At 53.7% G+C, this 23,873-nt stretch carries 18 protein-coding genes and 1 pseudogene; 6 read left to right on the plus strand and 13 right to left on the minus strand.

Features of this window, described 5'->3' with window-relative positions:
* Position 1: 1 nt before the first annotated feature.
* The 6 genes and pseudogenes from WJU16_RS07950 to WJU16_RS26045 form a co-directional block, all read right to left on the minus strand.
* Complete coding sequence (locus WJU16_RS07950; RefSeq protein WP_341837788.1) at positions 2–1,951, minus strand: tetratricopeptide repeat protein; 1,950 nt, start codon at positions 1,949–1,951, stop codon at positions 2–4.
* A 578-nt stretch (positions 1,952–2,529) separates the two neighbouring features.
* A complete protein-coding gene (gene cmk, locus WJU16_RS07955; RefSeq protein ID WP_341837789.1) occupies positions 2,530–3,219 on the minus strand; it encodes a (d)CMP kinase in 690 nt (229 codons plus the stop codon).
* 86 nt (positions 3,220–3,305) lie between these two features.
* Positions 3,306–4,898 (minus strand): T9SS type A sorting domain-containing protein, encoded by a 1,593-nt coding sequence (locus tag WJU16_RS07960; RefSeq protein WP_341837790.1) that lies wholly within the window; start codon positions 4,896–4,898, stop codon positions 3,306–3,308.
* Between the two features lie 12 nt (positions 4,899–4,910).
* Positions 4,911–6,464: a hypothetical protein gene (locus tag WJU16_RS07965; RefSeq protein WP_341837791.1), complete on the minus strand. Its 1,554-nt coding sequence runs from the start codon at positions 6,462–6,464 to the stop codon at positions 4,911–4,913.
* 68 nt (positions 6,465–6,532) lie between these two features.
* Positions 6,533–8,422: a hypothetical protein gene (locus tag WJU16_RS07970; protein ID WP_341837792.1), complete on the minus strand. Its 1,890-nt coding sequence runs from the start codon at positions 8,420–8,422 to the stop codon at positions 6,533–6,535.
* Positions 8,423–8,710: 288 nt separating this feature from the next.
* Positions 8,711–11,239: pseudogene (locus WJU16_RS26045) on the minus strand (ATP-dependent Clp protease ATP-binding subunit).
* 257 nt (positions 11,240–11,496) lie between these two features.
* On the opposite strand from WJU16_RS26045, the gene WJU16_RS07990 reads away from it, so the two are divergent.
* The 3 genes from WJU16_RS07990 (at position 11,497) to WJU16_RS08000 (ending at position 13,748) form a co-directional block, all read left to right on the plus strand.
* A complete protein-coding gene (locus WJU16_RS07990) occupies positions 11,497–11,871 on the plus strand; it encodes a hypothetical protein (protein WP_341837796.1) in 375 nt (124 codons plus the stop codon).
* Positions 11,872–11,888: 17 nt separating this feature from the next.
* Positions 11,889–12,797: a ribonuclease Z gene (locus tag WJU16_RS07995; protein ID WP_341837797.1), complete on the plus strand. Its 909-nt coding sequence runs from the start codon at positions 11,889–11,891 to the stop codon at positions 12,795–12,797.
* A 111-nt stretch (positions 12,798–12,908) separates the two neighbouring features.
* On the plus strand, positions 12,909–13,748 hold the full coding sequence (locus tag WJU16_RS08000) for a DUF3575 domain-containing protein (RefSeq protein WP_341837798.1): 840 nt from the start codon (positions 12,909–12,911) through the stop codon (positions 13,746–13,748).
* 349 nt (positions 13,749–14,097) lie between these two features.
* On the opposite strand, the gene dapA is transcribed toward WJU16_RS08000, so the two are convergent.
* From dapA to WJU16_RS08035, 7 genes are all read right to left on the minus strand, one after another.
* Positions 14,098–14,979, minus strand: a complete 882-nt coding sequence (gene dapA / locus WJU16_RS08005; protein WP_341837799.1) for a 4-hydroxy-tetrahydrodipicolinate synthase — start codon at positions 14,977–14,979, stop codon at positions 14,098–14,100.
* A 93-nt stretch (positions 14,980–15,072) separates the two neighbouring features.
* Entirely contained in the window at positions 15,073–16,026 is a 954-nt protein-coding gene (locus WJU16_RS08010; RefSeq protein WP_341837800.1) for an acetyl-CoA carboxylase carboxyltransferase subunit alpha, read from the minus strand.
* A gap of 212 nt (positions 16,027–16,238) precedes the next feature.
* Positions 16,239–16,841 carry a GDSL-type esterase/lipase family protein gene (locus tag WJU16_RS08015; RefSeq protein WP_341837801.1) on the minus strand — a complete coding sequence of 201 codons (603 nt, stop codon included), beginning with the start codon at positions 16,839–16,841 and terminating at the stop codon, positions 16,239–16,241.
* Positions 16,838–18,100, minus strand: coding sequence for a kynureninase (gene kynU / locus WJU16_RS08020; RefSeq protein WP_341837802.1), 1,263 nt, complete (start codon positions 18,098–18,100; stop codon positions 16,838–16,840). Before kynU ends, WJU16_RS08015 begins: the two co-directional genes overlap by 4 nt.
* Positions 18,101–18,153: 53 nt before the next feature.
* Positions 18,154–18,378 (minus strand): hypothetical protein, encoded by a 225-nt coding sequence (locus WJU16_RS08025; RefSeq protein ID WP_341837803.1) that lies wholly within the window; start codon positions 18,376–18,378, stop codon positions 18,154–18,156.
* A 283-nt stretch (positions 18,379–18,661) separates the two neighbouring features.
* The gene (locus WJU16_RS08030) at positions 18,662–19,114 is read right to left on the minus strand and encodes a hypothetical protein (RefSeq protein WP_341837804.1); all 453 of its coding nucleotides are present in this window, start codon (positions 19,112–19,114) and stop codon (positions 18,662–18,664) included.
* A gap of 70 nt (positions 19,115–19,184) precedes the next feature.
* Positions 19,185–19,487: a hypothetical protein gene (locus tag WJU16_RS08035; RefSeq protein WP_341837805.1), complete on the minus strand. Its 303-nt coding sequence runs from the start codon at positions 19,485–19,487 to the stop codon at positions 19,185–19,187.
* A 586-nt stretch (positions 19,488–20,073) separates the two neighbouring features.
* Between WJU16_RS08035 and ric the strand changes: the two genes are divergently transcribed.
* The 3 genes from ric to nosZ all read left to right on the plus strand — a co-directional run bounded on the left by ric (position 20,074) and on the right by nosZ (position 23,832).
* Entirely contained in the window at positions 20,074–20,814 is a 741-nt protein-coding gene (gene ric, locus WJU16_RS08040; protein ID WP_341837806.1) for an iron-sulfur cluster repair di-iron protein, read from the plus strand.
* Between the two features lie 512 nt (positions 20,815–21,326).
* Positions 21,327–21,815, plus strand: coding sequence for a cytochrome c (locus tag WJU16_RS08045; protein ID WP_341837807.1), 489 nt, complete (start codon positions 21,327–21,329; stop codon positions 21,813–21,815).
* Positions 21,816–21,843: 28 nt separating this feature from the next.
* Entirely contained in the window at positions 21,844–23,832 is a 1,989-nt protein-coding gene (gene nosZ, locus WJU16_RS08050; RefSeq protein WP_341837808.1) for a Sec-dependent nitrous-oxide reductase, read from the plus strand.
* Positions 23,833–23,873: the final 41 nt, after the last annotated feature.

Raw genomic sequence — 23,873 nt, forward strand, 5'->3', positions numbered from 1 at the left:
GTTAAAATAAAAACTCTGCCGGCAGCACGATGCGCACCTTTGTGCCTGTGGCCTCCCCTTCCGGACCGTGCAGGTCCGTGATCTCGACGTTTGCGTCTTTGGTGTTATTGATTTTCCGGATCAGTGCGATACGCCCTTCCGTTACCTTCATGCCCATGGAATTATGCAGCTTGTCTTTCTTCTCCCGGATTTCCATCGCCAGCTTCCGCCCGATCCCGTTATCTGTCACCGTTACTTCCAGTATCCGCCCGTTCAGCGTTACCTCAATATCCAGTCTTCCTTTCTCTTTCCGGTGTACCAGCCCGTGCCAGATGGCGTTTTCCACATACGGCTGGATGATCATGGGCGGGATGAGCACTTCCTCTTCATTGATCTCATCGTCCACAAAAATATGATAATCGAACATATGGCTGCAACGCAGTGCCTCCAGGTCGAGGTACAGCCGCAAAGAATCCAGCTCTTTATTGAGCGGGATGAAGGTATGCTGGCTGTTGTCGAGGATCATGCGCATCAGCTTGGAAAACTTCGTGAGATATTCGGATGCTTCCTCCTGGTTGTTGCTCCAGATGTAACGGTGGATGGAATTGAGGGAATTGAAGATGAAGTGCGGGTTCATCTGCGATCGGAGCGACCGCAGTTCCAGTTGCAGCGTTTGCCGGTTGGCCTGCAGGTTGCGGTGGCGGATATAGAAAAAGCCGCCCACGATCAGCATAAACAGGAACCCGGCCAGGGCGATCACCAATGCGAGGTTCCGCCGTATGCGAAGCTGGTTGATCTCCTGGTCCTGCTGCAGCTCCTTGATCTGATTGTCTTTCCGGTGTACCTCATGCAGCGCTTTCATTTGCGCGAACTCCGTGCTGGTACGCTCTTCGAGGATGCTGTCCTTGTATTGCAACGATAACTGCGTATTGTCGAACGACTTCGCGAAATCGCCCGCGCGTTTGTAGTTGTCGGCCATGGCATTGTAGCCTTCCTGGAGGATGTAGTTGAAGGTCCACTGGTGCCCCAGGTCGAGGGCTTGCTGGATATATTTGCGGGCTTCGGGGAGCTTGCCTTCGTTGTTCAGGAGGCGGCCGATGGAGATGTAATTTTCGGCCAGGTGCACTTTGTCTTCCACTTGCTCGTTGGCTTCGAGGGCTTTCTGGAGGTAGACCATGGCTGCGGCGTAATTGCCTTTTTTCTGGTAGGCCGTGCCGAGGCAGGTGTAGCAGATGGCCATGCCGGTATGATTGTTCAGCTGCTGGTTGACGGCCAGGGAGCGTTCGTAGTAATCGATGGCGCGGTCGAGCTGGTTGAGGCCTTCGTAAGCGTACCCGAGGTTGCCGAGGTTGATGGCCACGCCCAGGTTGTTATTGCCCTGCTGCTCCAGTTCCAGGGCGCGGGTGAATTCGCGGATGGCGGCTTCGTACTTCGCGTCTGACAGGTAAATGTTGCCGATGGAATTGATGGCCACGGTGAGGGAGCGCGTCTCGTTGATCTTTTCGGCGATTTTAAGCGCCTCGAAGTGGTTATCGAAGGCTTTTTCGAGCATTTCCCGCCGGCGGTAGTCGACGCCCACGTTGTTGTACGAGGTGGCGATAAGGCGCTGGTCTTTGCTTTCGATCGCGGCTTTGAGGGCTTTCTCGTGGTACTCGGTGGCGAGGATGTATTGGGATTTGTTGCGGCGCGAGGTGCCGAGGTCGTTGTAAGCCTCCGCCCGGCCTTTCGGGTAATTGAGGCGTACAGACAGTGCGAGGGCTTCCTGGAGAAAGGGGTTCTCCCTGCCCCCTTTGTCGAAATACCGGTATACTGTCCGGGATTTGGCCAGGTAGGCATTGACTTTCGCCGTATCATCGCGCAGGCCGCGGATCGAGTCGAGCAACCCGAATACCCGCAGGGAATCCTGCGCCGTAGCGCCAACCATGAGGAATAACTGCAGTATGAGCAGGGTGATGGTCCTTCTAAGAAACATGCTTAATGGAGCAAACAGCTTCCACAAGGTAAAATATAATTGCGAAATCCTGTTATCCGGTTCGTTTTCAGGTAGAAAAACGAAGGGGCGAAAGAATTCGCCCCTTTCCTATTAACCGAATACACCTACTGAAAATATGAATCGGGGCGGAAAACGCCGCCGGTCCACATTGATTTTACAAGCCCGCCAGCCCGGAGGGCATGGCAGTGTTGAATATATTTCAGAGTTCATTGTTATACGGTTAATAGCATGGTCTTTTAACTGGATGCAGTCCGGATATGGCTTAAAGCCTTTGGACAATCACAAAAACCGCTGATTGTTGCGATGGCAAGTTGCCGGCGGCGCTTAGCGGCGTCCGGGAACAGGTGTCAACAGGTTGACAGGCAACAATGTAGCAGGTTTTTTTCCAGGAATAAAGTCACAAGGTCCAATATCGGGGCGGCAAATGCTCTGCATCTCCTCTCTGGAGGAAATAGCGCCAAGACCATTAAATAATGCAGGAATTTCGGAGGATGAGGTTAAGAAGGTATAGTATCGTTACCTAAAGGTAATAACGTTTTTTTGATATACAAAAAAAATCAGGAGGAATGTGACATGATAGCATCTTCCACCCACTGGGACACGAGGTCCAGCTGTTCATCCATCGTCAGGTTGCTGTTATCGAGGATGATGGCGTCGTCGGCTTTGCGGAGGGGGCTGGCTTCCCGGTTGGAATCGATATAATCGCGGAGCTCCAGGTTTTCTTTCACTTCGTGGAGGGTGATATTGGGGTTCTTGGCGTACAGCTCTTTGAACCGGCGCTGCACCCGGATGCCGGGGTCCGCCGTCATGAAAATTTTCAGTTCGGCATAGGGAAAAACAACCGTTCCGATATCCCTGCCATCCATCACGATTCCCCTGCCCGCGCCCATCTTTTGCTGCTGGGCCACCGCGAAGTTTCGCACTTCTTTGATCGCCGCTACTTCACTCACCTTTTCGGCTACTACCATCTCCCGGATCATCGGCTCCACATTCTCTTCGTTCAGGAACATATCGCTCTGGCCGGTCAGCTGGTTGTGCACAAATTCGAGATGAATATTGTCCAAAGCGGTTTTCACCTGGAAGATGTCCGCCCAGTCCACCCGTTGCTGGATGAAATACAAGGTGATCGCGCGGTACATGGCGCCGCTGTCGATATACAGATAGTTCAGTTTCGCGGCCAGTTGTTTGGCCAGCGTGCTTTTCCCGCAGGAGGAGTATCCGTCTATCGTGATGATGATCTTTTTCAAACCCGGTAAATTCTAAGCGTGTGCAGTAGTATAATCAGACACTGCAAATTTGCTGCAATTCCGGGACTTTACAAAGCAATTTGTTCTTACCGCTCCAGGACCACTACCCTGAAAGTGCGGATTTGCTTTCCGGTGGATTTGTCATAAAACACCAGTACATAGGTGCCTTTCGCCAGGTTGTTCACATAAATCGTGCGTTCGCCTTCGATACTGTATTGGTTCATGATCTGCCCCATCGTATTCACGATTTGCATAAGCAGGTTGGATTGCGTGCCCCTCACCCGCACCTGGAAGCTGCCGAAGCTGGGGTTGGGGAATACGTCGAGGCGGAGGAAGGGCGGTACTTCCCGGATTTCGGAAACGCTTTCGCGGCCGTTGCGCGCCACGGCGCGGATCCGGTAGTAACTCCATCCGTCGTGCCCGTTGGGGTCCACGATCCGGTAATCCAGCCGGGTGCCGGTGCTCCCGTTGGGCGCCATGGTAAAAAGCTCCCCGACCTTCACGAAACCGGTATCGGTATCCAGCCGGCGCTCGATGATGAATCGCTCGTTGTTCATCTCGCGGGCCACCGACCATTCCAGCTGCACCTGGGATTCGTTGATGCGGTAAGCGTTAAAGACGATGAAAACGGCCGGAGCATACGGGCCGTACAATATGGAAGCTTTTGTGAAATATTCATTGTTGCGGATGCCGTTGCTGAACCGGCGGACGTGCATGGTCGCATTTCTCAGCGTGCCGCCGGTGCTGATGTTGCCCGCCGTGGGGAAGGATTCCGGTTCTTCGTAATCCCAGGCGTTGTTCAAATAGCGGGTAACGTAGGAAGCGGCGCGCCAGGCGCTGTAATCGCGGCCCTCGTCAATATCCATGTGCTGAATGGTGAGGCGGGTATCGCCCTGATCGGTGCGCCCGCGGGCGATGTTCCAGGTTTTGTTGGTGAAATCGAGTTTGTTGACCAGGCCGGAAACGGCGTACTGGTAAACGCTGTCGAACACCCTGGCGCGGAAATCATCCGCAGGGCCGCTGTATTCGATCTGGAAGGGGGCGTATCCCGCGGTGGAGGAACCAATGGGGAATGCCACCTTTCCATCGGAAGCTTTCACCTTTTCGCGGAAGAGAAACCCTCCCGCAATAGCGGTACCGGTGATGATGAACGCCCTTTCACTGAAACCGGTGATCTGCCCCGGATGCCCGTTACCCACCACCAGGTTCCAACCGTTAAGGAACAGATGGCCGGTGGTGAAGTTGAGCGTATTGCGGATCTTCATGTCGGTAAAGTCGTCCATGATCAATCCTAAAGGATTATTGATATCGATATTGGGAAAGGTAGCACCCAGCTTGCTGACGGCGCTGTAGCCGCCGAATACCTGTTGCGCCCCGAGATTTCCATACAAAGGATTGTTCCCCTGGAAGCGGATCACGCCTCCCCTGCCGCTAAGCCCGTTATTGCTCTCGTCCGGCAAGGAAGCGCCGTTGCCGTTAGTCCACGATTTCCCGAAAAAATGAACGACCGTATTATTCCCGGTGCCGAAAGCGCCGCTGTTCACCATATTGCCGTAAATGCTGAAGTTCTCCCCTGAAAATACCTGCAAACGCTCGCCCGGCGCAATGTACACGCCCTGCTGCCCTTTCGACAGCAACGGCAGGAAGGATAAAGCGAGTAAGGTGTAAATACGTTTCATCTTTTCAGTTTTCTACCTTGCGATAATCAGCCAGGTGGTGGCGTTCACCATCTGGAAAGTCATGTGGCTGTCGGTGCTCGTTGAAGTTCCGGCATTCATTGTCACACTTGTAGCGCCATCGATGTTGCCGCTGTTTGCTACGTTCACCGTAAAAGACCTGGTTGTACCTCCGCTTCTCCTTCCTTTCACTACGATGACCCGACCGATATTGTCCGCGCCAGACGGCAGTGTGATTGTCTGATTGGTGGAATTAGTATATAGATAAATGGTATAGTCATCGTCGGCCACGGTATAGCTGCCGCCAACTGTGGTGATGTTATTGAACACCGCTCCTTTCATGCTAGTGGAGCCTTCCATCGTAACCGATGGGCTCATCATGTCGATATTTCCGTTGTTATGAATCCGCATCCGCGCCGTGTTATTCGTACTGAAAACCACGTTCCGGTTGGCGATCATGTTGAGATTGAGGCTATCCGTCCCCAGCCGTTCGCCTTTGAAATTGATCGTCGCGGGATGGCTGATCATTTTCTGCCAAACGGAAGTCCCGAGATTACTGATAGAATTGCCGCGGAAATAAGCGTCATGGTCGTTGAGGTTGAATTGCCCGAAATACCCGCCGCCAACGGTTTGCAGCATCATGCTGAACCATGCCGTTTCATTGGGAATCTGGTTCAATGCCTCGGCCCTCACGTCCGTTTGAAACACGCCGCTGCCATGACTGATATAACCATTATAATCGCGGACCACTTCCCCTTCGCCGGTGCCCAGGGTAGTGGCATAATACAACGGCAACCCGCTGCGCTGTTTAGCCGCAATCACCCAACTGGCGCCGTCGCTGACGAGCCGGACGCTGTAACCCGGCAGGATCGCCAGCGTGGGATTGACGGACTGCTGCCCGCGTACATTATACCCTGCAAATTTCACGGAATCCGTTCCGTAGGCGATCACTTCAATAGCGCGGCCTTTAAAACTCGCGGGATTCTGCAAAGCAAAATTCGCCACGGCGTTGTTGTTCATGATCACCACACTGTTGGAATCCGCCATGGTGAAGTTTCCTGTACCCACGGCCACGTTGGTGGCGGTGGAACCGTTCACATGCAACATGGAATGAGGCGCGGTGGTGCCGATACCCAGTTTCCGGTCGGCGGTAATGCGGGCGGCTTCCAGGTTGTTGGTCCTGAGGATGAGCGGCTGGGCGTTGGTGGTACCTAAAAAATGTAATGCGGGGTTGACGGATGAATTGCCGGTGAGGTTCCAACCGCTGGCATCTGCATCGCTGAGTGCTTTCCAGGCGCCGCTTGCGCGGATATAAATTTTGTTGTCGGTAAGGTTGTAGACCATCATGCCCTGTGCCGCGGTATCGAGCGGCGGCACGGTTAATGCCAGTGAAGTGACGCGGGGCAGAAGCATCCCTTTACGGTTGCTTTCCATCTCCAGGATCGCATCTCCACGCGTGATGGTGGTATTGCCGCCAACTTTCAGCTGGGCTTTGGCATCCTGTCCTGCGAAGATCAGGACAAAGAAAACGGATGCGGTAATGCTGCAAAGCGTGAGAAAGAATTTCATAACGAACGATTACTGGATTATAAAGGAACGGCGGCATGGAACCGCCGTTCCCTTCAATCGAAAATCTATTACATAACTGATCTGGAAATTACGTGCCAGGCGGCTCCGTCAGAAACCAATGTTACTGCGAAGTTGGGTTCGTAGATGATGATGGCGTCCTGGCCATCGATCTTAACGCCGTTGGCGTCAGCAATGTGGAGCTGCGCGATTTCGTTTGTGATACGGCGCGCCCTGCGGATCGTGTACATCCTTCCTTTCACATCCGTAGCGGCGGGAAGCGTCACGGTGTTGATCGGCTCGGGATCCGCGCCCACGGCGCTGTTATCGCACTTTGTAACTACGATGTAATCATCGTTGCCCATGATGTAGTTGCCCGGGTTCAGTATTTTGAATGGAACCGACATCGCGCTGTTCAGGTTGAAGCGGGATGTCTGCGTCGTATTGCCGCCCACGTTCAGCGTATCTTCCACGGTTTTGATCCCGTTGAAAGTTTGCGTACCCGTGGTAACAACACCGCTGGCTGTGGTACTTGCATCCGGAATATTGATGGTCAGGGTATTGGGTGCATCCGTGGCGATATTGAATGCGTTACCGGTTTTACCGGCAAGGAGCGTCAGCGCGCCGCTGGAGCCGTCGGCCGTAACGGTATCGTCCGGTGCGGGTAATGTACGCGGCAGCCGGATCGAACCGATGCCTTTTACGCTGGCGGCAGGTACTTCCACCATTTCCAGCTTGTTGTCGTTATTCGGGTTCAATACCGCCAGGCGATAAGTCAAAGGCTTCGGGGTGCTGTAAAAAACAGGGTTATTAAAGCCCAGGGAACCGCCGAGCGTGGTGTTGCCGGCGATAGCGGCATTCTCGATCACTTCGATTGTTTTATTGAATGTGGCCGCTTCTGCGAAGGTTGCCTCGCCCGTAACGCCCAGTGTACCGCCAACAGTTGTATTACCGGTGATGCCGACGGTTTTGGCGAAGGTCGCCGCTTCCGCTACGGAAACTGTTCCTGTGAAGGATTTGTTGCCGGCAAAAGTCTGCGCACCCACGCTCACGATACCCGGAGCTGTGGCGGATGCTTCTACAAGGCGCAGCACCAGTTTGCCTTCGTCGGCTCCCGTCAGCCGCTCGATCCGCGCGCCATTATCGGCGAGCGCACCTGAGGTGATGAGGTTGCCGATGGTAATCCCGTCGGTGGAAGTAATAGCCTGGAGTTTCTTCCAGTCTGCGATGGTCATGAAGCCATATTCCTGCGTGGCGCCGCCTGCCATGATGGGCAATTGCACATCCAGTTCATTCGGGGAGGAAGTTGCCTTCAGTGCCGCCGTGTCGAAAGTATTCTTTGGCGATACTTTCACCGTAACATTTCCCTGGAAGGAATTGAGGGAAGTCACGGATGTGAGGGACAGATCTTTCTTATGGATCAGACCGTTGTTGTCGATCATCACCACGTCGCTCACGGAAGATCCGGCTACGGGAACGTTGGCGTAAGGGATGGTCAACTGGCCGGAAGTGCCGTCGAACTGCATCACCGTGTTGTTCCCGTTCACTTTGAAGATCAGCGGGATGGCGGTTTTGGTACCCAGCCAGTCGCCGTCGATCACTTCATCATTGCCGTTCACTTTCCAGAATCCCGCGCCGCCGTTGTCCGCGGCGAGTTTGGTCCAGGAAGTTTTGTCGGCGGCAGCGCCTGTTTTCACGTAGAAACCTACGCCACGGGTATCCGCCAGCGGATCTTTAATGTATATGACCATACCGGCCTGAGGGTTGCGGCCGACGAGCAATTCATACCCGGCCCGGTCGAGGCGGGGCAGCAGCAAGCCTTTCCGGCTGCTTTCGAGTTCAAGGATGGCGTTAGGGTCCACTGTTGCAGGGTCGCCCCCGATTTTGACCTGTGCCTTCACGCTGTTGTACGAGAGAAATAATGCGAGGATCATGCCCGCTATGCGTAACGACTGTCTCATAGGTAAGAAATTAAAAAATATGCGTTTATAGAGATAAAATGTAAAAACCTCGGCTCTGAATCGAATAACTGATACGGTTAAAACTCCGGTCCCCCGACCGGTACTTAGCGCTAATCTTCCACAATGATACATATAGTTTTTGAATAATATGTTCTTTTCAGAATATTTATTCCAATTTTTTATAATATATCAAAACCTCGTTTTAAACCCTTTGATAATCAACCATAGGCATAAAAAAAGCTGCCGGCGATTGCCGGCAGCTGGTATCATCGTGTGATATGTTACGATTTACGCTTCGGATTTCTCCGATTTGCTTTTGGAGGGATTCTTCAGGGAGAACACCAGTTTCTGGTTTTCCTTGTCGAGATCCGCGATCAGGATATCCCCGTTATGAATGTTCATATTGAGGATTTCTTCCGCCAGGGGATCTTCCAGGTATTTCTGGATGGCCCTGTGTAGCGGACGGGCGCCGAACTGCTGGTCGTAGCCTTTCTCTGCCAGGAACCCTTTCGCTTCGTCTGTCAGTTCCAGGCTGAAGCCCAGGTTCTGCAGGCGGGCGAGCACTCCCTTCATGGTGATATCGATGATGACGTAGATATCTTCTTTGCTGAGCGAGTTGAAGATGATCACATCGTCGATACGGTTCAGGAACTCGGGGAGAACGTCCGTTTCAGTGCTTTTTCGATCACTGCTTTGGTGTTCTCTTCCTCGTTCACCACACGGGTGCCGGTGGTGAAGCCCACTCCCGCGCCGAAGTCTTTCAACTGGCGCACCCCGATGTTGGAGGTCATGATGATGAGCGTGTTCTTGAAGTCCACTTTCCGGCCGAGACCGTCGGTCAGGATACCGTCGTCGAGCACCTGCAGCAGGATATTATAAATATCCGGATGGGCTTTCTCGATTTCATCGAGCAGGATCACGGAGTAAGGTTTGCGGCGCACTTTTTCGGTGAGCTGTCCGCCTTCTTCATAACCTACGTATCCCGGAGGCGCGCCGATGAGGCGGCTTACGGAGAATTTCTCCATGTACTCGGACATATCGATACGGATGAGCGCGTCTTCCGAGTCGAACATGTACCGGGCGAGGGATTTGGCCAGTTCGGTTTTACCGACGCCGGTGGGGCCCAGGAAGATGAAGGTACCGATGGGTTTCTTCGGGTCTTTCAGGCCTACGCGGTTACGCTGTATGGCTTTCGTGACTTTGGAAATGGCTTCGGCCTGGCCTACCACGGCAGACTTGAGGTCTTCGCCCATGCGGCGGAGCTTTTCGTTTTCGGCCTGCACCATCCGTTTCACGGGGATGCCGGTCATCATGCTCACCACTTCGGCGATCGCTTCTTCGTCGATCGGGTAGCGTTTGTGCTTCACTTCTTCTTCCCACACGGCTTTGGCCTTTTCGAGGTCTTCGCCGAGTTTCTTTTCGGTATCGCGGAGGGCGGCGGCTTCTTCGAAGCGTTGGCTCTTCACGACTTTATTTTTTTCCTGCTTGATGTCCTCGATCTGTTTTTCGAGGTCGAGGATATTTTGCGGAACGTTGATGTTTTTGAGGTGGACGCGGGCGCCTACTTCGTCGAGCACGTCGATGGCTTTGTCGGGCAGCAGGCGGTCGGTCATGTACCGGTCGCTGAGTTTCACGCAGGCGTCGATGGCATCGTCGGTGTAGGAAACGTTATGGTATTCCTCGTAGCGCGGTTTGATGTTGTTGAGGATCTGGATGGTTTCTTCCACGGAGGGGGTCTACCATTACCTTTTGGAACCTGCGGTCGAGGGCGCCATCTTTCTCGATGTACATGCGGTATTCATCCAGGGTGGATGCGCCGATGCACTGGAGCTCGCCTCTTGCGAGGGCGGGTTTAAAGATGTTGGAAGCGTCCAGCGAACCGGAAGCGCCGCCGGCGCCAACGATGGTGTGGATCTCGTCGATGAACAGGATCACGTCGCGGTTTTTTTCCAGCTCGTTCATGATAGCCTTCATCCTTTCCTCGAACTGGCCGCGGTATTTGGTACCGGCCACGAGGGCGGCGAGGTCAAGGCTTACCACACGTTTATCGAACAGCACGCGGGAAACCTTGCGCTGCACGATGCGGAGGGCGAGGCCTTCCACGATGGCGGTTTTACCTACACCGGGTTCGCCGATCAGGATGGGGTTGTTCTTTTTACGGCGGGAAAGAATCTGCGATACGCGTTCGATTTCCGCTTCGCGGCCCACGATGGGGTCGAGGCTGCCGCTTTCGGCCAGCTTCGTAATGTCGCGGCCGAAGTTATCGAGAACGGGAGTTTTCGACTTGGTATTTGCCTGCTTCTGTTTGGAAGCATAGCTTTTGCGCTCGTCTTCGAACTCCTCTTCTCCGGGGTCATCGAATTCCGCTTTCGGATCTGCAGATTTTACGAAGCCCAGTTCGTTTTTGAAAGTATCGTAGTCCACATCAAACTGTTGAAGGATTTGCGTACAAACGTTTTCTTTATTCTTGAGGATGGACAGCATCAGGTGCTCAGTCTCCACGGTGGGACTTTTCAGCGCCTTCGCTTCCAGCACGGTTACCCGGATCACTTTTTCTGCCTGGCGGGTCAGGGGTAGACTGTTGATGTTCGCAATGTTCTTGCCTGTCTTGTCTTTTATCGCCAATTCCACTTCCTTGCGTAACTCATACAGATCAACGTTCAGCGCCTGTAGGATTTTTACAGCCGTTCCCTCACCCTCACGAATGATACCCAGAAGCAGGTGTTCCGTACCGATGAAATCATTACCCAGTCGCAAAGCTTCCTCCCGGCTAAACGTAATGATCTCCTTTACTTGCGGTGAAAAATTCTGATCCATTGTTTGTTGATTTTGTTAAACCCTTACGGGGGCATGCTTATACAATATTACCAAATAAATTTGGATTTAGTTTTTATCCTTGTACATTATTGGTTAAGATTTACTTTTGCGCTGAAGGGCCTTGTGTGCTGAATATATCTACGAGAAGAGGGATGTTGACGATTGGATTTTTTTACTTCTCCAGGTACGTTCTTCGACGGGTTTCCTTTTTGCCGAATCCTTTTTTTATAATGTTTTTGAATGATAACATCCGCCGTATGCAATTCAAAATTGATACCAAAGAGAAAATTGTGATATTTAGGCTGGAAGAAGCCGGTCTGGATGCTAAAATGGCAGCGGATTTCGAAAATACCATACTTGCCGCTCCGGGCCTGGAAGGCTCCAACCTCATACTGGACCTGCATTCCCTCCAATCCGCCGCCCCTGAAGCCCTGAAAGCCATTTTTACAGTGTACCAGCACCGCTACGACCAGGGCCTCTCCGCCGCGGTAGCCGGACTTAACAAGGTTTTAACAGCCCAACTATCGGATCAATATCCCGAAATGCTCAATATCGTGCCCACCGAATCAGAAGCCATAGACATGGTGATGATGGAAGACTTGGAACGCGAGCTGGATCTTGGAGATGAATAATGATTAATTTGCGGAACATGTTTGCGGTTACCATACTCGGCAATAATTCGGCAATCCCCACGCCGGAGCGGCATCCCACCGCCCAGGTGCTCACGTACAACGACCAGCTCATGCTGATCGATTGCGGTGAAGGCACGCAGACACAGCTTGCCCGTTACAAGGTGCGTCGCAGCAAAATCCGGTATATTTTCATCAGTCACCTCCACGGCGACCACTATTTCGGCCTCATTGGGCTCATCAACAGCATGAGCCTCCTCGGGCGGACGGACCCGCTGACCGTCTTCGGCCCTCCCGCGTTGTGGGACATCCTCGAGCTGCAACTCCGCCACGCCGCCACCACGCTGCGCTTCGAGCTGGAATTCAAGCCTCTCACGCCCGAAACCCTCGGGGTGCTGCTGCGCGATAAAGACATGGAAGTGAGCTGCTTCCCTACCCGCCACCGCATCCCCTGCTACGGCTTTTCGTTCAGCGTGCAGCGGAGAAAACGCCGCATCATCCCCGAACAAACCCGCGCTTACGAAATCCCCTCCGCCTTCTTCACCCAACTCGCCGAAGGTGAAGATTATATCAGGAAAGACGGCTCGGTGGTCCGCAACGATTGGGTTACCCTCCCACCGCTCCGCGCACGGCGGTATGTGTATTGCGCAGACAGCATTTACGACGAAGATCTCCTTCCCTGGATGAAAGACGCCGACCTGGTTTACCACGAAACCACCTATCTCGACGACCTCCGCCAGCGTGCCGCCGACCGCTTCCACAGCACCAGCGTGCAGGCTGCCACCCTTGCCAGCATGGCCGGCGCCAGGAGGCTGCTGATCGGCCACTTCTCCTCCAAATACACCGAGCTGCAGCCGTTCCTCGACGAAAGCATCCCCGTTTTCCCCCAAACGGAACTCGCGCTCGAAGGCACCACCTACATCATCTAGCCAAACCACACATTAAAACATAATACAATAAAATAAACAATACCTAAAATGGTGTATTGCAGAAAAAAATAGCCGCGTTTATCTTTACGCATTAATCTTTTTTCCTATAACATGAAACACGCAGCACTAACGTTCGCCTTTGCCCTGTGCCTCGGCACTGCAGCCATGGCGCAGCAAACCGCACCCCTGGAAATCGATACCGAAATCGCCGAAAAGCCGCCCCGCAAGGAAAGGCTCCGCAACCAGCCGATGTATTCCAACATCGTAAAAACCAACCTGTCGAGCCTCGCACTCAACAACTACAGCCTGACGTACGAGCGCTTGCTTGCCCGTAAGATCTCCGCCTCGCTGGGCTACCGGTACATGCCCAAAAGCGCCCTGACTAAAAGCATGCTCGGCGAAACGGTAATGGATTATGTGAAGGAAGACGGTGACGACGATTTGCAGAATCAGCTCGACAAGCTGCAAATGAGCGGCGGCGCGCTCACCGCGGAGTTCCGCTTCTACACCGGCCGCCGTCCCGGCGCCAAAGGCTTTTACGCCGGCATTTACGGCCGTTACAGCAACTTCAAGTACGATTATCCGTATGATTACGAGAAACCCGACGAAACCACAACCCTCGTGCCCCTCAAAGGCAACACCAAAGGCTTCGGCGGCGGTGTGGTAATGGGCGGGCAGTTCATGATCGCCAAACGGGTGGTGGTAGACCTCTACATCATCGGCGCCCACTATGGTAAAATGACCGGTAAGGTGAACGGCCTCACCGATCTCAGCGATCTGGATGAGCAAGACCGCACGGATCTGAAAAACGAGCTGGAAGACCTGATCGACCTGGGTGGAAGTGAAAAAAACATCACTGCTGAAGTACGGGACGATGGCATCCGCGCCGATATCAGGATGCCGTTCCTCGGCGTCCGCGGGCTTGGCCTCACCGTCGGATTTGCTTTCTAAACACTGGTTATAAACGTGTGATGCCCTAATTTCACCAAACAGCAGTTTTGCAAAACTTCCTGACACCCTACTGACATCCTTCAATGATCCTATAAGGTTGTTCTGTGCCAGCAAGGGTTTGAGGGTGTTTGGATGAACGATGGCAGAAGGATGGTAGAAGGATGGTAGGAGAAATAAGGTACCGTCCGGCTGGTCAACTAATTGTTTATTATCCTGGTAACCCTATATCTCAGGGCCGTTCTTTCGGGAAGCGGCCCTTTTTGTATCCGGTGGGGCCGGCAACGAAAAAGGGCTGACGCCTGGCATCGAAGCCGGCCGTCAGCCCTACCGCTTTCCGGAAAATCCGGGGTTAGTATTTGGAAAGATACTGTTTGATCTGTTGTTGAAGCTCGTCCGTAGCGGGCACCACCGGCAGGCGGAACACGTTTTCGAGGATACCGGCTTCATGCAGGAACGCTTTGATACCGGCGGGGTTGTTTTCCGCGAACATGAGGTCGAAGCCCTGGAGCATGCGGTAATGCAGGTTGCGGGCGGTGGCGAAGTCGCCGGCGAGGGCGGCTTTCACCATCGCGGGGAATTCCTTCGCGAAGTAGTTGGCGGCAACGGAGATCACACCGTCCATGCCACAGGCCAGTTGAGGCATCGCCACGGCATCGTCGCCGCTGATGACGAGGAAATCCTTCGGTTTGTCGCGCACGATGGCCATGCATTGGGCCATATCGCCGGAAGCTTCCTTCATCGCCACCACGTTTTCCACTTCATGCGCGATGCGCAGGGTGGTTTCCGCCGTCATGTTGCGGCCGGTGCGGCCGGGAACATTGTACAGGATGATGGGTTTGGGAGATGCCGCGGCAACGGCTTTATAGTGCTGGAAGATGCCTTCCTGCGTGGGTTTGCTGTAGTAGGGCGCTACGCTGAGCACGGCGGCGGCTTCGTCGAGCGGGCAGGTTTCCAGCCGTTTCACGACGTCGCGGGTGTTGTAGTCCCCGATGCCTACCACAACGGGTACGCGTTTGTTCACTTTTTCGAAGGTAAAGCGGATGAGATCCAGCTTTTCTTCAGAGGAGAGTGTAGGTGTTTCTCCGGTGGTGCCGAGGGTTACGACGTAATCCACGCCGCCGGTAATCACATGATCGATGAGCCTTTCAAGGGCGTTCCAGTCAATCGCTTCGTTCGTGGCAAAGGGTGTCACCAATGCCACGCCGGTGCCCCGTAATTGTTCCTGTAACATATTTCAAATGGTCAATGGCCGCAATGCTGCCTTGGAAAATGCAAAGATTGTCAATTGGATTGGTTCCGGCAATACGTCACCCCTCCTTTTTAATTAACGTTCTTCAAAAAAGCCCATATTGGAGAATTTATCGATGCGTTGTTCGATACGGGCGTCCGGGTCGATCTTCCTGAGTTCGGCCAGGGTTTCCTTGAGGCGCTTCTTGAGTATCTCGGCCATTTCTTCGTGGTTGGAATGCGCGCCGCCGATGGGTTCGGGGATCACGCCGTCTACCAGTCCGAACTGGCTCATGTATCCGGAAGTCAGTTTCAGTTCTTCGGCTGCTTTTTCCTTATAGTTCCAGCTTCTCCAGAGGATGGTGGAGCAGTTTTCAGGGGAGATAACAGTATACCAGCTGTTTTCGAGCATGAAGATGCGGTCGCCGATGCCGATGCCCAGCGCGCCGCCGGAAGCGCCTTCGCCGATGATCACGCAGATCACGGGCACGCGCAGCTTCACCATTTCGAACAGGTTGCGGGCGATCGCCTCGCCTTGTCCGCGCTCTTCCGCTTCCAGGCCGGGATATGCGCCCGGGGTATCGATCAGGGTGATGATGGGCTTGTTGAAACGCTCCGCCAGCTTCATGAGGCGCAGCGCCTTGCGGTAACCTTCGGGGTTGGCCATCCCGAAATTCCGGATCTGGCGCATTTTCGTATTCACCCCTTTCTGCTGACCGATAAACATCACAGTCTCACCGTCAAGGTCAGCGAATCCGCCTACCATCGCCTTATCGTCCTTCACATTACGGTCGCCGTGCAGCTCCACGAAATTTTCCGTCATCCTTTCGATATACTCGAGCGTGTAAGGCCTGTCGGGATGGCGGCTCAGCTGCACTTTCTGCCAGCTGGTGAGATTTTTATAGATCTGTTGCTTGGTGTCGTTGATTTTCTGTGCGTACTCGTTTACGGTAGCGGAAACGTCCACGCCGGACTTCTCCCCGTTTTCCTTCAGTTTTTCCAGTTGTTCGTACAGATCCGCAATCGGCTTTTCAAAATCCAGAAATTGCATAAACAGTTTTAATAAAGGTTAAAGTACTTCATAAAGATAGTAAACCCTGCCTTGCGCCCAATGGGCTGTTCTTGTACAGGGATCGCATAAGTGACCTAACCGGTTGTTGCCGGTGGGTCAGGGGTGCAAATGTAGGATAATTCTTACTTAATCAAAATCCCCGCCTCAGAGGGCGGGGATTTATCATATAAAAAATTCTGTGCGTGTGCGGATTAGGTTCCCGCAAACAAGGTAGCCAGCTTTTCCGCCCAGCTGGCATAAATACCTGCGGAGGGGTGCAGCTTGTCTTCGGCGAGGCCTTCGGGCCGGCCACCGGCCAGCCGGTAGTCTTCCGTGATATTTATATATGGTATGCCCAGCCGGCCGCAGATTTCGCGGTTGATGCCGTTGAACTGGTCGATCGCGAGGCAGATGGCATCGATGTCGCGCCCGGCAGCGAAGGGCGTTACCCCCCAGTCGGGAATGCTGATGACGGCCACTTTACCGCCCGGCGCGAGTTGCAGGGCCTTTTCCGCGAGCCATTGGAACTCCTCGGCATAATCCGTTTCGGAAAGTCCGCGGTACTGGTTGTTGACGCCAATCAGCAGTGACACGAAGTCGTATTGCGGCAGCAGGCGGCTGTGTTCGTGGAGATGGGCGATCAGCTCGCCGGTGGTCCACCCGGTTTTGGCGACGATCTCGGGGGCCTGCAGCTGCATGCCGCCCGCGCGGAGCAATTGCAGGGTTTGATAAGGGAAACTGTCGAACAGGGGAACGCCTTCGCCTATGGTGTAGGAATCGCCGAGGGCGAGCCAGTTTTTGGTGGCGGTACTCATGAGAAAGATTTTAATACATCATGAAAACGGAGGACATCAGCATAGGAGCAATACAGCGGCGCTGGCGCGAGGCGGATCACGCCGGGCTCGCGGTAGTCGCAGATAATGCCGCTTTCCATCATGCGGGCGTGGATGGCCGTCCCGTCTTTCGGGAAAAACAGCGACAACTGTGCCCCACGCTGCTGCGGATCGCCGGGGGTGATGATTTCGCAGGGGAGCGAGGTTTGCCCGAGCAGGAACTCGAGGTATGCGGTGAGCCGAAGGCTTTTGGCGCGGAGATTTTCGATACCTGCATCTTTAAAAAGTTCGAGTGATGCTTTCAGGGCGGCCATGTTGAAGACCTGCGCCGTGCTGATCTGCCAGCCGGCGGCGCCGGGCTTGGGGACGAAGCCTTTTTCCATGCGGAACCTCGTTTTCTCATCGTTGCCCCACCAGCCGCCGAGGCGGGGGAAGGCGGGATCGTTGCCATGCCTTTCGTGTACGAAGAGGCCGCCGGCGGCGCCGGGGCCGCCGTTCAGGTATTTGTAGGAGCACCACACTGCGAAATCCGTGTTCCAGTCGTGCAGCTGCACGGGGATGTTGCCGGCGACGTGCGCGAGGTCCCATCCGGCGTAAGCGCCCTGCTGGTGCGCCGCGGCGGTAATGGCGGGGATATCGTAGAACTGGCCCGTGTAGTAGTTGATGCCGCCCATGAGCGTCATCGCGAGGCTGTTGCCCTGGCGGGCGATCGTATCGAGGATATCTTCGGTGCGGAGGAGCTTCTCCCCTTCCCTGGGATGGATTTCGACGAGGGCATCGTCCGGATCGAGGCCGTGGAGGCGCACGAGGGTTTCGAGGGCGTACTGGTCGGAGGGAAAGGCGCCGGCTTCCATCACGATGCGGTAGCGTTCTTTGGTGGGCCGGTAAAAGCTTTGGAGGATGAGGTGCAGGTTGACGGTGAGGGTGTTCATCACGGTCACTTCTTCGGGCGAGCAGCCCATCATGCCGGCCATGGTTTCGCTGAAATGGGTATGGTAGAACAGCCAGGGGTTCTTCGCGCGGAAGTACCCTTCCACGGCGAGGTTCCGCCAGTCTTCCAGCTCTTGCCGGATGGCGGCTTCCACGGAGCGGGCTTGCAGACCGAGGGAGTTGCCGCAGAAGTAAATGGCGTCTTTACCTTCGTGTTGCGGGAAGTGGAATTTTGATTTGAAGGAAGCGAGCCCGTCGGACATGTCCTGGGCCGCGGCGAATGAAATGGTTGGTTGAAAAGCGGTATTCATAGCGGCAAGATAACAAAAAAGGCCGCTCCGCCGGGCAGGCCATGTCACCGAAATCAACATAATACGCCGGCATCCTGCAACGGCTCCGGCTTTAATAAAGACAGGGTGATCGTTCTGACCAATTCCTTGTCTCCCAATTCTTTTGCCTGGTGCAGTGCCAATATCGTCATTTCGATATCGGCCATTTTACTTTGGTAATATTTTCGATCCCTGCAGCATTTTCGATATTCCCGGAAAAAGAAAATGGCGATTGCGTCCAGTGCGAGGCTCGCGCACATGATCTCCCATCGTTTTAAAAAATACACTTATATGTCTGCCCATGTCCAAACTTTTCCTGCGTTCAAATTCACCGGTTGGTACGATTTATACACATACCAAAGCATTAAAATGACTAGCCCGGAAGCGGACAGCGCGATAAAGAGATTCATAAATGCAAGCCGGTAATTATCCCGAATATTCTTCCTATGCCTTGCTTTGATCACCTCTTCCTCTGTTTCCGGCTTTTGGATGATATCACGGGATGCACCTATCTGACCTAATATGAATTTCAGGATAGTCATGTTACATTTTGCCGGAGATCCGAAACATTTCGATAGCGTTTCTCATACTCGATTCGTCAAATTTCCGCTGCTCCCGCTGTCGTTTTTTGACGGCCGCCGCTACCTTTTCCTGATATGCGGCGTACTGTCGTATCAAATCCTTTTCCGATTGCTGCAATATTCTAAAAATGGCGCGCGCGAAGAAAAAATTGCCCGCCAGGATGCCCAATCCACACAGAAAGCAACCTAAAGACAACCAGCTCCCCTCCACTTTGCCCCAGAGCACCTGCTTATGCTCAAGAGACAGCGTACCTGTTATTATCAACACGTAAGCAATCACACTGGACACAATCAGGTACCAGATAGGAAGTTTCAGGGAAACTTTCGGCGTTTCAATATGCTGTTTTCCAATAACTTTCATTTTATCTTTTTTAAACGTACCCCGCCGCCCTGCCGGAAGGAAACGCGGCAACATATTGTTTAGATAAAAAGAGAAGAAAAATGATAGTCCGGGTGAAAACCTACGCGGAAAAACCCCGTCCTTTTTACCGGTTATGCACCTTCATCACAAATCTGCTGGTATCCGCTACCACCTTAGATAATTGTTTATTCAGCTCCCGCACGGCTTTGCGGAAAAGGCTTTCCGTGACGCCGTCTTTTTCGCGGCCGGTGAGGTATATCCGGAATGAAGCCCGGTGCCGCACCTGCGCGAGCATCATGGGCATGCCCGGGAGCACTTCCGACAGGGGTTTCGCGATCATGAGGGTATCGTAGACGGCGATGGCGGTCTTCACGTCAAAAACGGGTAGTCCGGAAGAATCCGCGATCGCCTGACCGCGCATTTGCATGGGTACGATGCGTTGCGCGGGGTCATAGAAACGATTGAATACCAAATAAAACTGACCAACGCATGAGCACCGGTAATGCATCGGGCCCTGTAAATATCCCTTCTGTGAAAAAAGTACCGCCGAAAAAGCGTTTTTCACCAGGATACCCGACGCAAACGCGATTATATGTGATGTAAGTCACCATATCGCCGGAATCATTTACAGAATTTTGCAGATTGAAAAATGATACAAGGTTTTTAATTATGCTTATGGTGAGACCTTGACCACCGGTCCGCCTGGCAACAGGCAACCGTGCGTTCCGGGGGGAACAGCGGCACCGGTGGTCCCTTTTAGCTTCAGACAAAGCATGCCCGCACTTTTCCGTGCGGGCCTTTTTTTGCCCGTACGAAACCACGATTCTCCCTTCAATAAAAAATGATTTTAATCATACTCCGCCACCACAGAGGATTTCATCCTCCCTTCAATGCTTTTATTAAAGACATTTTTATCCTTTTATGTGCATTTATACATTAACTTTGCCCTGTTTATCCGCCCTTCATTAAGGACATTTTTGTATTTAATTAGAACACCAATTAAAAATTTCGTCATGAACAACCTCGAACAAGCCATCATTGGCCAGCTGGTAGCAGATAATTACCGCACCGCCGCTGTTTTCAGCAAATATCACATCGACTTCTGCTGCAACGGCAACCGCACCGTGCAGGAAGCCTGCACCCAGAAGAAGATCGACATCGCAGCGGTCACTTCCGACCTACAGGCCGTGCTCGGCATCCAGCCCGAAACCGGTACCGATTACAATAGCTGGCAGCCCGACGTGCTGGCGATCCACATTGTTGACCGTCACCACGCATACGTCTCCAACCAAATCCCCGTTTTGCAGGCTTATCTCCACAAACTGTCGCGCGTACACGGAGACGCACACCCGGAACTGGTACAGATCGCCCAGCTTTTCAATGAAAGCGCTGCCGAGCTTACGATGCATATGAAAAAGGAAGAGCTTGTCCTTTTTCCTTATATCCGGCAAATGGTGGTGGCACAACAGAACGGCAATCCGGCGCACCCGCCCCACTTCGGCACCGTTTCCAATCCCATTTCCATGATGATGCACGAACACGATCAGGAAGGAGAGCGCTTCCGGCAAATACAGGGCCTCAGCAACGACTATACGGTACCGCCGGACGGCTGCAACACTTATCGCGTGACCTACGCACTGCTGAAGGAATTCCAGGAAGACCTGCACCTGCATATTCATCTGGAAAACAACATCCTGTTTCCGAAAGCGGCTGACCTGGAAAACGCATTTGCCCATCAAACCTCCCGGCCGTAATACGCCCCCAAGTACCGCGTTTTAGCACCTCAGGAAAGAAAATCAGGTAAAAACCTGGGCCTTCGCCAACAAATCGACAAGGAATTTGTAATACATAAATTAATAACTTGAAAATTATTCATCATGAACACCGGCGGATTGCGTCAGCGAAGTACCGGCCTCCGGGATGCATGATGACAAGTGCGGCAAGACCATTATTCCTTCAGGTTTTCATCTGGCCAGGAACTACTGTAGCCCGCCGGGAGCGCCGCGCTTCCCCTCGCAATGGTACGTCCTCCGGAAACAAAGCATTTCCACACCTGACGCTTCTGACAGTTCTTTCCGATGCTGCTTTACAGTTTATCACCCCGGCGCAGGACGGGGAGGGGGTTGCTCTTCGCTTCAGGCCGGGCAAAATCCGATACAGATCATACAAAACAACCGGCACCGATGCCTACTGTCATCAAAATCGATGACAGCCGTCATAAAGTATCCATGCGCCGAAATCGACCTTTGAACTAAACATACACAATATGAAACAGCTCAGGTATCTCTTCGTCTTCTCTTTAGCCATTGCCATTGCGGCCGCTGGTTGCGGCGGTGGCGGGCAGGAAAAATCCGGCGAAAAAGCGCCCGAATCCGAAGCCCCCGCAGCCGGCAACAGCGCCGCCGCTTCCACCGATCCGAAAGGCATTGGTAAATTCAAGGACGTCCAGCTTACCCATCCGCTCGACGAAGCCATGGTGAAAAAAGGCCAGGAAGTCGCCGAGGTGAAATGTACCTCCTGCCACAAACTGACCGAAGAAAAACTGGTGGGCCCCGGTTGGAAAGGCGTTACCGACCGCCGCACCCCGGAATGGATCATGAACTTCGTCACCAACGTTGACGAAATGCTCGACAAAGATCCGGAAGCACAAGCCATGCTGGAAGTATGTATGGTAAGAATGCCGAACCAGAACCTCTCTGACGATGATGCGCGCGCCGTGTTGGAATACATGCGCAAAATCGACGGCAAGAATTAAGCATATTCATTCCCGTAATATATTTTTTATGAAACTTTCTCACTTACTACTGACGGCTGCCGCTGCTGCGCTGGCCGTGCAGGGTTGCAAGATGAAGAGCACCGAATCCGCCGTGGGCGGAGACGCCGCGTCCCGTACCTATGTTGCTCCCGGCAAATACGATGAACTGTACAACTTCGTTTCCGGCGGTTTCAGCGGCCAGGTGGCGGTATACGGCATCCCTTCCGGCCGCCTGCTGAAAGTGCTGCCCGTGTTCTCCGTAAACCCGGAAAACGGTTACGGTTACAGCGAAGAAACCAAGCCCATGCTGAACACTTCCCAGGGCTTCATCCCCTGGGACGACCAGCACCACCTTGCCCTTTCGCAAACCAACGGCGAGCACGACGGCCGCTGGCTCTTCGCCAACGCCAACAACTCGCCCCGTGTGGCCAGGATCGACCTGAAGGCTTTCAAGACAATGGAAATCATCGAGTTGCCCAACTCCGGCGGTAACCACTCTTCCCCCTTCCTCACCGAAAACACCGAGTACGTGATCGCAGGCACCCGCTTCTCCGTTCCCATCGGCAACCAGGAATCGGCGCTCGACAACGCTTCTTACAAAAAGAACTTCAAAAGCACCGCCTCTTTCATCAACATCGACAAAAACTCCGGCCATATGAACGTGGCCTTCCAGATCATCCTCCCCGGTATGGACCTCGACCTGAGCCGCGCCGGTAAAGGGCCTTCCCACGGATGGTTCTTCTTCTCCACCTACAACACCGAACAGGCCAGCACCCTCAAGGAAGTGAACGCTTCCCAGAAGGATAAGGACTTTATCGTGGCTGTAAACTGGAAAAAAGCGGAAGAATACGTGAAAGCCGGCAAAGCCAAGAAAATGGCGACCGAGTACTATCACAACACCTTCAACGAAGAAACCCACTCCGCCACATCCGAGATCATCAAGGAAGTGCTGACGCTGGATCCCACCGAACTGAAGGATTTCGTGTACCTGATCCCCTGCCCCAAGTCGCCGCACGGCTGCGACGTGGACCCTTCCGGTGAGTACATCGTTGGTTCCGGCAAACTGGCGGCGCTGATCCCCGTGTTCGCGTACCAGAAATTCGTGAAAGCCATCGAAGACAAAGCGTTTGAAGGCGAATACAACGGCCTGCCCGTTATCAAGTACGAAGCAGCGCTCCACGGCGAAGTGCAGAAACCCGGCCTCGGCCCCCTGCACACCGAGTTTGATGGAAAAGGCAACGCCTACACTTCTTTCTTCGTGTCTTCCGAGATCGTGAAATGGAGCATTAAAGATCTGAAAGTGCTCGACCGTGTGCCTACCTACTACTCCATCGGTCACCTCATGGTTCCCGGCGGCGACACCAAAAAGCCATACGGCAAATATGTGGTAGCTTACAACAAGATCACCAAAGACCGCTTCCTGCCCACCGGTCCCGAGCTGGCGCAGAGCGCGCAACTGTACTCCATCGAAGGCGATAAGATGCAGCTGCTGCTCGACTTCCCCACCATCGGCGAGCCGCACTACGCGCAAGCTATCCCGGCAGAGAAGATCAAGGACCAGAGCGTCAAGTTCTTCGACATCGCCAAGAACAAGCACCCTTATGTGGCGGCAGGAGAGAAAGCGACGAAAGTAGAGCGTAAAGGCAACGAGGTCCACGTTTACATGACCGCGATCCGTTCTCACCTTACACCCGACAACATCGAAGGCATCCAGGTGGGCGATGATGTGTACTTCCACATCACCAACCTGGAACAGGACTGGGACATTCCCCACGGCTTCGCCATCAAGCACGCTCCCACCGCGGAACTGCTGGTCATGCCGGGCGAAACCGCCACCCTGAAATTCACGCCCAAGCAGACCGGCATCTATCCCTTCTACTGCACCGACTTCTGCTCGGCGCTGCACCAGGAGATGCAGGGTTACATGAGAGTTTCTGCGAAAGGCAGCAACGTGCCGCTGAAATGGGGCATCGGTGATACCGCTCCCGGAGCCGGCGCCGACACCACCGCTAAATAATTTATAACACCAAAGGCAGTGCGTCCTACGGGGCGTACTGC

Origin of the sequence: Chitinophaga pollutisoli, from assembly GCF_038396755.1 — a bacterium.
Taxonomy (GTDB): domain Bacteria; phylum Bacteroidota; class Bacteroidia; order Chitinophagales; family Chitinophagaceae; genus Chitinophaga; species Chitinophaga pollutisoli.

Bases quoted from the DNA above. Each gene is read 5' to 3' on its own strand.
- WJU16_RS07950 (WP_341837788.1), bottom strand. From the start codon at position 1,951: ATGTTTCTTAGAAGGACCATCACCCTGCTCATACTGCAGTTATTCCTC.
- WJU16_RS07960 (WP_341837790.1), bottom strand. From the start codon at position 4,898: ATGAAACGTATTTACACCTTACTCGCTTTATCCTTCCTGCCGTTGCTG.
- WJU16_RS07965 (WP_341837791.1), bottom strand. From the start codon at position 6,464: ATGAAATTCTTTCTCACGCTTTGCAGCATTACCGCATCCGTTTTCTTT.
- WJU16_RS07970 (WP_341837792.1), bottom strand. From the start codon at position 8,422: ATGAGACAGTCGTTACGCATAGCGGGCATGATCCTCGCATTATTTCTC.
- WJU16_RS07990 (WP_341837796.1), top strand. From the start codon at position 11,497: ATGCAATTCAAAATTGATACCAAAGAGAAAATTGTGATATTTAGGCTG.
- WJU16_RS07995 (WP_341837797.1), top strand. From the start codon at position 11,889: ATGTTTGCGGTTACCATACTCGGCAATAATTCGGCAATCCCCACGCCG.
- WJU16_RS08000 (WP_341837798.1), top strand. From the start codon at position 12,909: ATGAAACACGCAGCACTAACGTTCGCCTTTGCCCTGTGCCTCGGCACT.
- dapA (WP_341837799.1), bottom strand. From the start codon at position 14,979: ATGTTACAGGAACAATTACGGGGCACCGGCGTGGCATTGGTGACACCC.
- WJU16_RS08010 (WP_341837800.1), bottom strand. From the start codon at position 16,026: ATGCAATTTCTGGATTTTGAAAAGCCGATTGCGGATCTGTACGAACAA.
- WJU16_RS08015 (WP_341837801.1), bottom strand. From the start codon at position 16,841: ATGAGTACCGCCACCAAAAACTGGCTCGCCCTCGGCGATTCCTACACC.
- kynU (WP_341837802.1), bottom strand. From the start codon at position 18,100: ATGAATACCGCTTTTCAACCAACCATTTCATTCGCCGCGGCCCAGGAC.
- WJU16_RS08025 (WP_341837803.1), bottom strand. From the start codon at position 18,378: ATGTGCGCGAGCCTCGCACTGGACGCAATCGCCATTTTCTTTTTCCGG.
- WJU16_RS08030 (WP_341837804.1), bottom strand. From the start codon at position 19,114: ATGTTGCCGCGTTTCCTTCCGGCAGGGCGGCGGGGTACGTTTAAAAAA.
- WJU16_RS08035 (WP_341837805.1), bottom strand. From the start codon at position 19,487: ATGCAAATGCGCGGTCAGGCGATCGCGGATTCTTCCGGACTACCCGTT.
- ric (WP_341837806.1), top strand. From the start codon at position 20,074: ATGAACAACCTCGAACAAGCCATCATTGGCCAGCTGGTAGCAGATAAT.
- WJU16_RS08045 (WP_341837807.1), top strand. From the start codon at position 21,327: ATGAAACAGCTCAGGTATCTCTTCGTCTTCTCTTTAGCCATTGCCATT.
- nosZ (WP_341837808.1), top strand. From the start codon at position 21,844: ATGAAACTTTCTCACTTACTACTGACGGCTGCCGCTGCTGCGCTGGCC.